This window comes from Isoptericola jiangsuensis, from assembly GCF_048320105.1.
Classification (GTDB): Bacteria; Actinomycetota; Actinomycetes; order Actinomycetales; family Cellulomonadaceae; genus Isoptericola; species Isoptericola jiangsuensis_A.
This window is the reverse complement of the sequence record NZ_CP182942.1, coordinates 3203650-3216844: the sequence shown is the minus strand read 5'-3', so window position 1 is coordinate 3216844 and position 13195 is coordinate 3203650. Positions and strand designations below refer to the sequence as shown.

The following is a 13195-nucleotide window of genomic DNA, read 5'->3' as shown; positions in this document are numbered from 1 at the left end:
GACGTCGCGCACAGGTTCCCGCACGGCCCCCGCTGTTCGTCACGGCGCGCGTTCGGCACTGCGCCCGTTCGGCACTGCGCCACCGGTGCGGCAGGAAGTTCTGCCGAACCGGGGCGCAGTGCCGAACCGGTGCGAGGTCAGTCCGCCTGGGCCGACGCGGCCTCGGCCGCCTCGCGGTCCTTGCGCTCCAGCTGCTTGCGGTCCTTGCGCTCGTCCCGACGACGACGCCGCTCGGCCTTGCGCTCCTTGCGCCCCTCGACCAGCACGTACAGCACCGGCACGATGAGCAGCGTCAGCAGCGTGGACGAGATGAGGCCGCCGATGACGACCAGCGCCAGCGGCTTCGAGATGAACGCCCCGCCGCCCGTGAGCCCGAAGGCCATCGGGGTGAGCGCGCCGATGGTGGCCAGCGCCGTCATGACGATCGGGCGCAGACGCTTGCGGGCGCCCTCGCGCACCGCCTCGTCGAGGTCCCGTCCGCGCTCGCGGTACTGGTTGATGAGGTCGATGAGCACGATGGCGTTGGACACCACGATGCCGACCAGCATCAGGACACCGATGAGCGCCGGGACCCCCAGCGGGGTGTCGGTGACCAGCAGCGCGATCAGCGCACCGGTCGCCGACAGCGGCACGGACACCAGCAGGATGAGCGGCTGGATCAGCGACTTGAACGTCGCCACCATGATCACGTAGACGATGAGGATCGCGGCGAGCAGCGCGAGCCCGAGGTCGCCGAAGGCTTCCTCCTGGTCGGCGGCGACGCCGCCCACCTCGACGCTGGCGCCCGCCGGGAGCTCCAGGGCGTCGATCGTGGTGGTGACCTCGGCGCTGAGCGTGCCGAGGTCCTGCGCACCCGGGGTCACCGACACCGTCGCGGAACGCTCCCCGCCGACGCGGCTGATGGACGCCGGCGTCTGGGCCTCCTCGACGGACGCGACGTCCGTGAGCGGCACCGTGCCGGTGGCGGTCGGGATCTCGATGTCCTCGATCTCCGCGATCGTCGCCGGCGCCTCGCCGGTCACGACGACGACCTCGACGGGACCGTCACCGAGGTCGACCTCGCCGGCGTTCTGCTCGGGGTTCATCGTCGCGGACACCAGGCCGGAGACCTGCGTCTCGGTCAGGCCCGCCTCGGCGGCGGCCTCGCGGTCGACGCTCACCTGCAGGATGGTCCGCGAGGCGGACAGGTCGTTGCTGACCTCGGCGACGCCGTCCAGCCCGGACACCTCGTCCTGGACCGTCTGGGCCGCGGCGTTCAGGTCGTCGCTGTCGTGCGCACGGATGACCAGGTCGATGGTGGTCGACCCGAAGCCGGAGTCACCGCCGGAGACGCTGACGCCCGTCGTCGGACCGTCGCCCGTGAAGCCCTCGGCGACCTCGCGGACGTCGTCCTGCACGGCGACGCCGTCGGCCTCCTCGTCCAGGGTGATCGAGAAGGTCGCCGACGTCCCGCCGCCGCCGAAGAACGCCGCCTCGGCGGCGTCGCCGGCCCCGACGGACGTCTGGACGGTGGCCACGCCGTCGACGGCCGTGATGGCCTCCTCCAGCGCGGCGGCCGCCTCGTCCTGGGCCTCCAGGGAGGTCTCGTCGGCGAAGGACTGGGTGACCGTGACGGTGTCCTGGCCGGAGTCGCCGATGAAGTTCGTCTCCAGGCGCGGCACCAGCGCGAGGGTGCCCGCGAGGATGCCGACCGCGATGACCACGGCGATCCAGGGGTGGCGCAGCGACGCGGCCAGGCTCGGCACGTACGCCCGCTGCCACAGGCCGCGGCGCTCCTTGTTCTCGGCGGCCTCGCGGATCGCCTCGCCACCGTCGGTGGCGTCCTCGGTGCCCTTCGGGGGCTTGACGAACCAGTACGCGAGCACCGGGACGATCGTCAGGGCGACCACCAGCGAGGCCAGCATCGCGATGGCGACGGTGAAGGCGAACGGCCGGAACAGCTCGCCCGTCATGCCGGAGACGAGCCCGAGCGGCAGGAACACCGCCACGGTGCAGATCGTGGAGGCGGCGATGGCGCCGCCCACCTCCCGCACGGCGGTGAGGATCGCCTCGGACTTGTCCTCGCCGTACGACAGGTGCCGCTTGATGTTCTCGATGACGACGATGGCGTCGTCGACCACGCGACCGATGGAGATCGTCAGCGCGGCCAGGGTGAGGATGTTGAGCGAGTAGCCCGTGGCCTGCATGACCAGGAACGCGGTCGCCAGCGACAGCGGGATGGACACCGCCGAGACGAGCGTGGCCCGCACGGACAGCAGGAACACCAGGATGATGATGATCGCGAAGACGAGGCCCAGGCCGCCCTCGGTGGCCAGCCCCTCGATGGACTCCTCGATGAACGGCGCCTGGTCGAACACGACCGCCGTCTCGATGCCGGCCTCGGCCAGCTCGGCGGAGTTGTCGTCGATGACGTCCTGGACCGCGTGCGACACCTCGACGGTGTTGCCCTGCGGGGTCTTGGTGATGGCGATGCCGAGCGAGGGCTCGCCGTCGAGGCGCGAGTACGACGTCGCCTCGCTGGGCTCGACGCTGATCTCGGCGACGTCGCCGAGCAGGACGGGCTCCGGGACCGCCGGGGGCGCGTTCGCGTCCGGCAGGGCGTCGGTGTCGGTCCCCGCGCCGCCCTCGGCGGCGGACGTCGGGTCCTCGGTGCCGGTCGACGGCACGTCCGCGCCGTCGGGGAGCGTCGCGCCGTCGTCGCCGGTGCCGCCGTCGGCCGTGCCGGCCCCGGTGGGGTCGCCGGTCCCGGCGGTGGCGGTGGGCACGAGCGGGAGGTCCTCGAGGTCCTCGACGCTCTCCAGGCGGGTGCCCGCCTGCAGGGACAGGGTCGCGTCGTCCTCGGTGACGGTGCCGGCCGGCAGCACGACGCCGTAGTCCTGCAGGACCTCGGTGACCTGGGTGAGCTCCAGGCCCTCGGCGGCGAGGTCGGCCGGGTCGACCTCGATCAGGACCTGGTCGGCGACGGCGCCGGTGACGGCCACCGAGCGGACGTCGTCGATCTCCTCGAGCGCGGGGACCAGGACGGTGTCGATGTCGTCGGCGAGCGCGGCGAGGTCGCCGTCGCCCGACGCAGCGAGCTGGATGACGGGCAGGTCGTCCAGAGAGCCGGTGATGACCTGCGGTTCGACGTCCTCGGGGAGCTGCTGCTGCACGCGGGTGACGGCGGTGGTGAGCCGTTGGGTGGCGGCGTCCATGTCGGTGCCGTAGGCGAACTCGACCATGGTGGTCGACAGCCCGGTGGAGGCGGTGGAGCTGATCGACTCCACGCCCTCGACCGCCTGTGCCGCAGCCTCGACCTGTTCGGTGACGTCCTGCTCGACGACCTCGGGCGAGGCGCCCGGGTAGGTCGCGACGACGACCCCGGCGGGGAGCTCGAGGGAGGGGATGAGCTCCTGCTTCAGGGACGTCAGGCTCAGCGCCCCGAAGACGAAGATCCCGACGGTGACCAGTGCGACGACGGCACGGTTCGCCAGGGACAAGCGGGCAAGGCGGAACACGCTCACTCCAGAGGGTGGGGGGAGTGCACGACGGCTCAGTCGTACGGCTTCTCAACGGAGCCTACCGCCGTGCGGTTCCCGTCCGGTACGACGAGGTTCGCGCTCAGAGCCGGGACGCGGCTTCCTCGGGGGTGTTCTCGACGGCGCGGGCGGCGCGGTTCCAGCGTGACCACGTCACGCGCTCGCCGAGCGGTGCGGCCATGCGGTGGGCGGTGAGGAGGAACACGACGGCGCCGACGGCGAGCACGCCGGCGGCGACCCGGTAGGGCACGGTCGCGCCCAGGGGGTGCAGGAGCCCGGCGATGACGGGGGCGGGTGCGGCGAAGCCCCAGCGCACGAGGTTGAAGGCCCCGGTGGTGACGCGGCGGTCGGGGTCGCCGAGGGCGAGGGACAGGTCGGTGAGGACAGCGTTCGCGACGCCCATGAAGACGCCGGCGACGACGAGGACGACGATCGAGCCGGCGGTCGGCAGGCCGAGGGCGAGCAGGACGGTGGTGACAAGGACGCCGCCGACGGCGATGCCGAGGGTCTGCACGGCACCCAGGGCGTGGGCCAGGCGGTGCCCGAGGAGGAGGATGCCGGCGGCGAGCCCGAGTCCCCAGGCGGTGAACACCAGGCCGAGGGGGACGACGTCGAGGCCGAGGAACACCGGCGAGTACCCGAGGATGACGAAGAACACGAAGTTGTAGGTGGCGGTGACGACGGCGAGGGCGAGGAACGCGGGCTTGCGGAAGAGCGCGAAGACCTGCCCGACGTGCAGGGGGCCGGGCTTGTCGACGGGGTCCTTGAGCAGGGTGACGGCGAGCACGAGCGCGACGATCATGAGCAGGCCGCAGGCGAGGAACGGCACGCGCCAGCTGATGCCGCCCAGGAGTCCGCCGAGGAGGGGTCCGACGGCGAACCCGAGACCGACGCAGGTCTCGAAGATGCCGACGACCCACTCGCGGTCGTCGGCCAGGGACACGAGGAGCACCATGGCGGTGGCGAAGAACATGGCGTTGCCGAGTCCCCACACGCCGCGCAGCGCGGCGAGCTGGCCGATGGTGGTGCTGAGCGCGGCCAGGGTGGCGGCGACGGCGACGAGGGTGACGCCGGCCGCGAGGATCTTCTTGTAGCCGAACCTCCCCGTGGCCAGGACGGCGGGGATCATGCCGACGGCCATGACGGCGATGTAGGCGGTGAAGAGCAGCTCGATCTGCCAGGTGGTGGCACCGATCTCCTCGCCGATGATCGGCAGGATCGGGTCGACGACGGCGATGCCGGCGATGGCGAAGAACGCGGTGAGCGCGGTGGCGTAGATCGCGGTCCTGTTCGGTTCGTTGCGGGCGGCTGCCACGGGGTCTCGCTCCTTGATGCACATATTTACCTGCATGATGCAGGTACCTGCCGGTAGAATACACCCGTGATTGATGCCCAGGGAAACGGTCTCGTCGAAGGCGGGGCGGACGACGACGTCCTCGCCCGCCTCGAGCTCGAGCTCGCCCAGCTCCTGCGCCGCGCCGAACGCAGCGGCGCCGCCGCCCGCCGCCGCAGCGGCCTGCACGACCTGGACCGCTCCGGCTACCTCCTGCTCCACACCCTGCACGACGACGGCCCCCAGCACGTCCGGACGCTCGCGGACCGCCTGGGGCTCGACGGCTCGACGGTGACCCGCCAGGTCGCCGCGCTCGAACGGGCGGGCCACGTGGAACGCGCGCGCGACCCGCACGACGGGCGCGCCGTCGTCGTCACCCCCACCCCGGACGGACGCCGCGCGCTCGCCGCACGCCGCGCCGACCGCCGCGAGCTGTACGCCCGGGTGCTGGACGGCTGGTCGGACCGCGACCGCGAACGCCTCGCCACGCTGCTGGCCCGCCTCAACGACGACCTCGACGCGGACAAGCGCGCCCACGGCTGAGCCCGACCGCCCGCCCCGGCGATCCCGACCGGCCCGTGCCTCGCCCGGTCACGGGCGAGGGAGCGCCTCACGGGGCGACGGTGCCGGGCACCCGGACCGGGCGGGGCCGCGAGCTGCCGACCAGCACCCCCGCCACGACCAGCAGCGCACCGGCCAGCTCGGCCGCGGTGACGGACTCCCCCAGCACGATCCACGCCGACGTCATCCCGACCACGGGCACCAGCATCGAGAACGGGGCGACGACGCCCGCGGGGTGGCGGGCCATGAGCCAGGTCCACAGGCCCGACCCGACGACGGTGCCGAGCAGGACGGTGTACGCCAGGCCGACGACGGCCCCGGCCGCCGCGGGGTCGTCGTAGCGGGTCAGCGAAATCCAGATCCGCTCGGGTCCCTCGACCGCCCAGGACACGGCGAGCATGGGCAGCGGCGGCACCACGGACATCCACAGCACGAGGTGGAGCGGGTTGCGCGGCCTGGCGAGCCGGTTGCTGACGTTGCCGATCGCCCAGCCGAACGCGCCGGCGAGGGTCAGCAGGAAGGGCAGCAGCGCGGCGTGCTCCGCGCGCTGCCAGCCGACCGCGGCCAACCCGGCCACCGCGACCAGGATCCCGACCATCTGCCGACCGGAGACCCGTTCCCGCAGGAACGTCGCCCCCAGCACGACCGTGAACGGTCCGGAGGTCTGCAGCACGAGCGAGGCCAGCCCGGCGGGCATCCCCGCGGCCATCCCCCAGTAGAGGAACGCGAACTGCAGCACCCCGAAGCCCAGTCCGTAGCCGACGAGCCACCGCACGGGAACCCCGGGCCACGGGACGAGCAGCACGGTCGGGATCGCGAGGACGGCGAAGCGCAGCGCGACGAGGAACATCGGCGGGTAGTGCGCCAGGGAGGCGTCGATCGCCAGGAAGTTCAGACCCCACAGCAGGGCGACGACGACGGCGAGCAGTCGGTGGCGGATCGGCATGCGGCCATCCTGAGTGCGTCCACCGTGAAGGACAACCAAATTGTTGTTCACCCACCACGTAGGCTGCCTACATGGACGTTCGTCATCTGGAACTGCTGCGCGAGCTCGCCGACCGCGGCAGCGTCGCCGCGGTCGCCGCCGCGACCCGCCGCACGCCGTCCGCCGTCTCCCAGCAGCTGCGCACCGCCCAGCGCGAGATGGGCGCACCGCTCGTGGAGCCCCACGGCCGCGGCCTGCGCCTCACCGACGCCGGGCGCCTCCTCGCCACCGGTGCCGTCGACGTCGCCGCCGCGATCGCCGAGGTGCAGGCCCGCTGGGACGCGTTCCGCGGCGCACCCGCGGGCGTCGTGACGCTCGCGGCCCTGCCCAGCGCCGCCACCTTCCTGCTGCCGCTCGTCGAGCAGGACCTCGCCGGCACCGGTGTGGAGCTCCACCTGGCCGACGTCGACCTCGCCGAGGCCGAGTTCGGGGCGCTCACCGCCGACCACGACGTCGTCGTCGCCCACAGCCTCACCAGCGTGCGGCCCCGCGGGACCGACGGGCTCGACGTCGTCCACCTCACCGACGAACCCCTCGACGTCGCGATGTCACCGCGGCACCCGCTCGCCGCGCACACCACCGTGAGCGCCGGCGACGTCGCCGGCGAGGCCTGGGTCGGCGTGCCGCGCGGCTACCCGTTCGACACCGTCCTGCGCGGCATCGAGCAGGCCACCGGCGCCCAGCTCGACGTGCGCCAGCGGATCGTGGACAACCGTCTCGTGGAGGCGCTCGTCGCCGCGGGCGACCGGATCGCCGTCCTGCCCCGCTTCACCACGCCCACGGGCGACCGGCTCACCCTGCGCCCGCTGACAGGGGTTCGCGCCGTCCGGCACGTGTCCGCCGTGCTGCGTCCCGACCGGGCCCGCCGGCGCGCCGTGCAGCGGGTGCTCGACGCGCTGCGTCGTGCCGCCGACGACGTCGCGCGCCGGCACGACGCAGGGTGAACAGCGCGGGATGAACAGCGCCGGGTCAACAGCGCCGGACGCACGCGGCCCCGAGCGGGTGACGTCCGTCGCTGTGCCCCCGCCCGGGTTCGAACCGGGACTGTGCCGGGTTTAAGCCGGCTGCCTCTGCCAGTTGGGCTACGGGGGCGAACGGCCGGGAACGCGAAGAGCGGCCCGGATCGGCAGATTCGATCTCGTTCGGCACCCAAGGTACCGACCAAGGTCGGAACTACCGAGCCGGACCGCTCGGACGGCTCGTGCGAGCTCAGCCGCGCTCGGCCTTCGCGGCCGACGCCTCCGCCTTCTGCTCGACCTTGTCCCCCACGGGCTTCGGCGGGACCGACGCCTTGCGGAACTCGTCGCGCGGGTCGTGCAGCGAACCCAGCGACACGATCTCGCGGCCCATGAGGAACTGGCCGATCCAGCCGACCAGGATGCGCAGCTTGCGGTTGCCGGTCGGCATCGCCATCACGTGGTAGCTGCGGTGCGCCAGCCACGCCAGCGGACCGCGCAGCTTGACGAAGCCGAACAGCTCCGCGACGCCCTTGTACAGTCCCAGCGACGCCACGACGCCCACGCTCTTGTGCTTGTACTCCACCGGCTGCTCACCCTTGAAGGTGGCGATGAGGTTGTCGGCGAGCTGGTTGGCCTCGCGGATCGCGTGCTGCGCGTTCGGCGGGCAGAACGAGCCGGGGTTGAGCAGGTCCGGCACGGCGGCGCAGTCGCCCGCGGCCCAGGCGTCCGGCACGATCGTGCCGTTCTCGTCCTCGACCTGCAGGGTCGCCCGGACGGTGACACGGCCCATGCGGTCGAACGGCAGGTCGGAGTTCTCCTTGATGACCGGGTTGGCCTTGACGCCCGCCGTCCACACGATCGTCTCGGTGTCGAACTCGACGCCCGTGGAGGTCACGACGTGCCCGTCCACGCAGGAGGACAGGAACGTGTTGAGGTGGAACTCGATGCCGCGCTTCTTCATCTCCTCCAGGGCCCACAGGCCCATGGGCTCGGAGACCTCCGGCAGGATCCGCCCGGCACCCTCGATCATGACGAACCGCAGGTCCGACTCCTCGATCGTCGGGTAGTTGCGGGTCGCGTAGCGCGCCATGTCCTCGATCTCGGCCAGCGCCTCGATGCCGGCGAACCCGCCGCCCACGAACGTGAACGTGAGCATCCGGCGGCGCATGTCGGCGTCCCACGTGGACGACGCGACGTCCATGCGGTTCAGGACGTGGTTGCGCACCGCGATGGCTTCCTCGACGTTCTTGAAGCCGATGCCCTCCTCCGCCAGCCCCGGGATGGGCAGCGTGCGCGAGACGGAGCCCAGACCGATCACGACGTGGTCGTAGGAGACCTCGTAGTCGAGGCCCTCCTCCGGCGAGATCGTGATCTTCTTGTCACCGTGGGCGATGTTGACGACCTTGCCCTGGAGCACGTCGATGCCCTTGAGCGCGATGCGGTGCGGCGCCACGACGTCGCGCGCGTCGATCGACCCGGCACCCGCCTCCGGCAGGAACGGGGCGTACGTCATGTACGGGCGGGGGTCGACGACGACGATCGCCGCCTCCCGCTTGCCGAGCTTCTTGCGCAGGCGACGCGCCACGTACAGGCCGACGGAACCACCGCCGAGCACCACGACGCGAGGCACCTTGCGCGGGCGCGAGGTGGTCTCCACCACGCTCAGGGCAGAGTTGTCCGAAGACAGATCGTTCTGAGGCATACCCACAGTCTACGACCGTACGCCGGTGCCCCTTCCCGCGCGCCCTGGAACGGGCCTTCTGCGCCCTGCCCGGCCAGGCCGCGGGTCAGTCGGCGAGGGACAGCGCGATGCCGTCCAGGATGTCGCTCTCGCTCGTGACGACCTGCGTGAGCTCGCCGCCGGTGGCCGCGACCGCGTCGCGCACCCGCTGCACCACCTGTGCCCACACCAGCGCCCCGGCACCGATGACGTCGGCACGGCCCGGGTGCATGAAGCCCAGCGCGAGGCGCTGCTCACGGGTGCGCACCAGGAGGTCGTCGCACGCCGTGAGGACCTCGCCCACCGACAGCACGGTGCCGTTGACGGCCTCGCGGCGGTAGGCGGGCAGGCCGAGCGCGTGCGCGGTCACGGTCGTGACCGAGCCGGCCAGCCCCACGAGCGTCGCCGTGCGGCCGAGCGGGACGACGGCGGACGCCGCGTCGAGCGCCGCCGTCACGTCCGCGCGGGCCTGCTCGACCTCGTGCGCGGTGGGCGGGTCGGAACGCAGGTGCCTCTCGGTGAGCCGCACCGAGCCGACGTCCATCGAGATCGCTGCCTCCGGCGTCGTCGTGCCCAGGACGAGCTCCGTGGAGCCGCCGCCGAGGTCCACCACCAGGTAGGGGCCGGGGTGCGCGGACGCCGAGCCGCTCGTCGCGCCGCGGAACGACAGCAGCGCCTCCTCCTGCCCGGTGACGACCTCCGGGTCGACGCCGAGCGCGGCGCGCACACCCGTGACGAACTCGTCCCGGTTGCGGGCGTCACGGGTGGCCGACGTCGCCACGAACCGCACGCGGGTCGCGCCCAGCTCGCCGGCGACCGTCGCGTACTCGCGGGTGGCGGCCAGGGTGCGGGCGAGCGCCTCGGGCGCCAGCTCGCCCGTGCGGTCGACGCCCTGGCCGAGGCGCACGATCTCCATGCGGCGGTCGAGCTCGGACAGGGTGCCGTCGTCCGCGACGTCGGCCACCAGGAGACGGATCGAGTTGGTGCCGCAGTCGATCGCGGCCACACGGGTGCTGCTCATCACCACCGCACCCTCTCACCCGGCGCCGACACGTGCGACCCGCATCCACCGGGCCGGGGCCCGCCCGGCCCGGGCCGGACCACGATCAGCGGTCAGCAGTCAGCAGTCAGCAGTCAGCAGTCAGCACGAGCAGCGGTCAGCACGAGCAGCGGTCGGGACGCCACTGGTCGCGCACCCGCTCCAGCGCCTCGTCGCCCAGCGGGTTCACGCCGGGGCCGGCGGCGAGCGCGTGCCCCACGAGCACGTGGAGGCACTTCACCCGCGTGGGCATTCCTCCCGCCGAGATCCCCTCGATCTCGGCGACGTCGCCCAGCTCCGCGCGACGGGCGAGGTAGTGCTCGTGCGCGGCGGCGTACGCGGCGGCGAGCTCGGCGTCCTGCCCGAGCCGCTCGGTCATCTCCTTCATCACACCCTCGGCCTCGAGCCGCGACGCGGCCGCGACCGCGCCGGGGTGCGTGAGGTAGTAGGTGGTCGGGAACGGCGTGCCGTCGGGCAGGCGCGGCGCGGTGCGCACCACGAGCGGGCGTCCGCACACGCACCGGGCGGCGATCCCGACGACGCCGCGCGGGGTGCGGTCGAGCTGTTCCGCCAGCACCTCGAGGTCGTGCGCGGTCACGGCGGTCGGGTCGGCACCGGGGCCGGTGGTCGTCCCGGGCTCGGAGGTGGCACCGGGTTCAGGTGTCTGGGAGGTCACCGCCCCATTGTCCCCGACGTCGGCGCGCCGCCCCCGCCGCGCACGTGTCGGACCCGTCACCCGCCGGGCGAGGACTCCGGGTCGCCGCTCGGGTCGGGGTCGCCGCCGGGGCCAGGGCTGCTGGGGTCGGGGCTGCTGGGGTCGGGGCTGCTCGGGTCGGCCGTCGGATCCTCGTCGACGGCAGCCCGGTCGGTCACCTGCACGGACTCCCACATCGCCTGGTACCAGGGCGCTCCCGTCGTGGCCGATCCCGTCACCTGGCCCGGGACGGCCGCCTCCGGGGCGGGCGCGCCCTCGATCTCCTCGGCGTCGACCACCCGCCACGCGGTGTCCCCCGGCAGCACGTAGTTGAGCCGGCTGCGCGCCTGCTGCACCACGTACGACCGGTCGTCCCACCGTTCGAGCTCGTTGCGCAGCTCGTCCCGCTCCGCCGTGCTCGCGTCGAGCTCGGCCTGCAGCTGGTCGAGCTGGGCGCGCTGCTGGACCGCTCCGCGCACCGTGGGCAGCAGCAGCACGAACGACAGCAGCAGGACGACGGCGAGCACCAGCAGGCGGACGGTGAGCACCTCGGGCAGCACCAGACCGAGCCGGCTGCGGCGACGTTCGTCACGGGACGGGCCCGCCGGACGCCGGGCACCGGCGGGCTTGCCGGGAGTCGCCGTCGTGGAGCCGCCGCGCTTGGTCGCCCCCGTGGCCCGGGTCCGGCCACCGCGTCCTGCCCCGGACGACGACGGACGCGTCGTCGGCCTCGCTGCAGGACGGCGGGACTTCGGGGCGGCAGGACGACGGGACGGCACGCCTCGATTCTGCCGAACGCGCGCGCCCGGGCCGGGGACCGTCGTCGGCGCGCCTGGGAGCCGCTGCCGGGCGCACCGGCGAGCGCGACGACAAGCACGACGACAAGCACGACGGCGAGCACGACGGCGAGCACGACGGCGAGCACGACGGCGAGCACGACGACATGCACGGCCCGGGCACGACGACGGCCGGCCACCCCGCAGGGGTGACCGGCCGTCGCGCAGACCGGGTGCTGCCTCGTCAGAGGCGGCGGTCAGGCCTGGAAGCGCGGGAACGCCGAACGACCGGCGTAACGGCCGGCGTCGTCCAGGGCCTCCTCGATGCGCAGGAGCTGGTTGTACTTGTTGATGCGCTCGCCACGGGCCGGGGCACCGGTCTTGATCTGGCCGGCGTTGGTGGCCACCGACAGGTCGGCGATCGTGGTGTCCTCGGTCTCGCCGGAGCGGTGCGAGGTCATCGTGGTGAAGCCGTTGCGCTGCGCGAGCGTGACCGCGTCCAGCGTCTCGGTGAGCGTGCCGATCTGGTTGAGCTTGACCAGCAGCGAGTTCGCGGACTTCTCCTCGATGCCCCGGGCGAGGCGCTCGGGGTTGGTGACGAACAGGTCGTCGCCGACGACCTGCACCTTGTCGCCGACCTCGGAGACGAACTGCGTCCAGGCGCCCCACTCGTCCTCGGACAGCGGGTCCTCGATGGACACGATCGGGTAGTTGTCGACCATGGACTCGTAGAGCTTGATCATGTCCTCGGTCGAGTGCACCTCGCCGTTCTTGAAGTGGTACGCGCCGTCCTTGAAGAACTCGGTGGCGGCGACGTCCATCGCGATGGCGATGTCGGTGCCCGGCGTGAAGCCGGCCTTCTGGATGGCCTCGAGGATGAGGTCCAGCGCGGCCACGTTCGAGGGCAGGTCGGGGGCGAAGCCGCCCTCGTCACCGAGACCGGTGGAGAAGCCCTTCGACTTCAGCACGCCCTTGAGGGCGTGGTAGACCTCGGTGCCCGAGCGCAGCGCCTCCTTGAAGGTCGACGCGCCGACCGGGGCGATCATGAACTCCTGGAAGTCGACGGTCGAGTCCGCGTGGGACCCGCCGTTGAGGATGTTCATCATCGGCACGGGCAGGACGTGCGCGTTCGGGCCGCCCACGTAGCGGAACAGGTCCAGGCCCGCGCTCTTCGAGGCGGCCTTCGCCACCGCGAGGGACACGCCCAGGATCGCGTTCGCGCCGAGCTTGCCCTTGTTCGGGGTGCCGTCGAGCTCGATGAGCGCCTGGTCGATGAGGCGCTGCTCCTCGGCGTCGTAACCGATCAGCTCGGGCGCGATGTCGTCGATGACGGCGTTGACCGCACCTTCGACTCCCTTGCCCAGGTAACGACCCTTGTCGCCGTCACGGCGCTCGACGGCCTCGAACGCGCCGGTGGAGGCGCCCGACGGGACCGCGGCACGGGCGAAGGTGCCGTCGTCGAGGGCGATCTCCACCTCCACGGTGGGGTTTCCGCGAGAGTCCAGGATCTCGCGCGCGCCAACGGCTTCGATGCTTGCCACGGATGCTCCTTCTGACAGGGCTCGCAGGCTGTCGCTGCCGTGCTCGGCGCACAAGCGCCCGGGCAGCCG

10 protein-coding genes and 1 tRNA gene are annotated in these 13195 nt (G+C 72.7%); 2 read left to right on the top strand and 9 right to left on the bottom strand.

Annotation, left to right across the window (positions count from 1 at the left end; genetic code table 11):
• Positions 1-137 precede the first annotated feature (137 nt).
• Together ACNHYB_RS14720 and ACNHYB_RS14715 are read right to left on the bottom strand one after the other, a co-directional pair.
• Entirely contained in the window at positions 138-3497 is a 3360-nt protein-coding gene (locus ACNHYB_RS14720; RefSeq protein WP_418276100.1) for an efflux RND transporter permease subunit, read from the bottom strand.
• 103 nt (positions 3498-3600) lie between these two features.
• Positions 3601-4833, bottom strand: a complete 1233-nt coding sequence (locus ACNHYB_RS14715; protein ID WP_418276099.1) for an MFS transporter — start codon at positions 4831-4833, stop codon at positions 3601-3603.
• Positions 4834-4899: 66 nt separating this feature from the next.
• Between ACNHYB_RS14715 and ACNHYB_RS14710 the strand changes: the two genes are divergently transcribed.
• A complete protein-coding gene (locus ACNHYB_RS14710) occupies positions 4900-5394 on the top strand; it encodes a MarR family winged helix-turn-helix transcriptional regulator (RefSeq protein ID WP_418276098.1) in 495 nt (164 codons plus the stop codon).
• Between the two features lie 67 nt (positions 5395-5461).
• Here the strand turns inward: ACNHYB_RS14710 and ACNHYB_RS14705 are convergent, their stop codons facing one another.
• The gene (locus tag ACNHYB_RS14705; RefSeq protein WP_418276097.1) at positions 5462-6358 is read right to left on the bottom strand and encodes an EamA family transporter; all 897 of its coding nucleotides are present in this window, start codon (positions 6356-6358) and stop codon (positions 5462-5464) included.
• A 71-nt stretch (positions 6359-6429) separates the two neighbouring features.
• Between ACNHYB_RS14705 and ACNHYB_RS14700 the strand changes: the two genes are divergently transcribed.
• Entirely contained in the window at positions 6430-7341 is a 912-nt protein-coding gene (locus ACNHYB_RS14700; RefSeq protein WP_418276096.1) for a LysR family transcriptional regulator, read from the top strand.
• Between the two features lie 74 nt (positions 7342-7415).
• Here the strand turns inward: ACNHYB_RS14700 and ACNHYB_RS14695 are convergent.
• The 6 genes from ACNHYB_RS14695 to eno form a co-directional block, all read right to left on the bottom strand.
• Positions 7416-7489, bottom strand: a tRNA-Leu gene (locus tag ACNHYB_RS14695).
• Positions 7490-7606: 117 nt separating this feature from the next.
• Positions 7607-9058 (bottom strand): NAD(P)/FAD-dependent oxidoreductase, encoded by a 1452-nt coding sequence (locus ACNHYB_RS14690; RefSeq protein ID WP_418276095.1) that lies wholly within the window; start codon positions 9056-9058, stop codon positions 7607-7609.
• 85 nt (positions 9059-9143) lie between these two features.
• Complete coding sequence (locus ACNHYB_RS14685) at positions 9144-10097, bottom strand: exopolyphosphatase (RefSeq protein ID WP_418276094.1); 954 nt, start codon at positions 10095-10097, stop codon at positions 9144-9146.
• Positions 10098-10233: 136 nt separating this feature from the next.
• Positions 10234-10713: a DUF501 domain-containing protein gene (locus ACNHYB_RS14680; protein ID WP_418278071.1), complete on the bottom strand. Its 480-nt coding sequence runs from the start codon at positions 10711-10713 to the stop codon at positions 10234-10236.
• Between the two features lie 134 nt (positions 10714-10847).
• Positions 10848-11588, bottom strand: coding sequence for an FtsB family cell division protein (locus ACNHYB_RS14675; protein ID WP_418276093.1), 741 nt, complete (start codon positions 11586-11588; stop codon positions 10848-10850).
• Positions 11589-11842: 254 nt separating this feature from the next.
• Positions 11843-13126: a phosphopyruvate hydratase gene (gene eno, locus ACNHYB_RS14670; protein ID WP_418276091.1), complete on the bottom strand. Its 1284-nt coding sequence runs from the start codon at positions 13124-13126 to the stop codon at positions 11843-11845.
• Positions 13127-13195: the final 69 nt, after the last annotated feature.

Excerpts from the sequence above, each read along its gene's own strand:
- ACNHYB_RS14705 (WP_418276097.1), bottom strand. The coding sequence starts at position 6,358 with ATGCCGATCCGCCACCGACTGCTCGCCGTCGTCGTCGCCCTGCTGTGG.
- ACNHYB_RS14690 (WP_418276095.1), bottom strand. The coding sequence starts at position 9,058 with ATGCCTCAGAACGATCTGTCTTCGGACAACTCTGCCCTGAGCGTGGTG.
- ACNHYB_RS14700 (WP_418276096.1), top strand. The coding sequence starts at position 6,430 with ATGGACGTTCGTCATCTGGAACTGCTGCGCGAGCTCGCCGACCGCGGC.
- ACNHYB_RS14685 (WP_418276094.1), bottom strand. The coding sequence starts at position 10,097 with ATGAGCAGCACCCGTGTGGCCGCGATCGACTGCGGCACCAACTCGATC.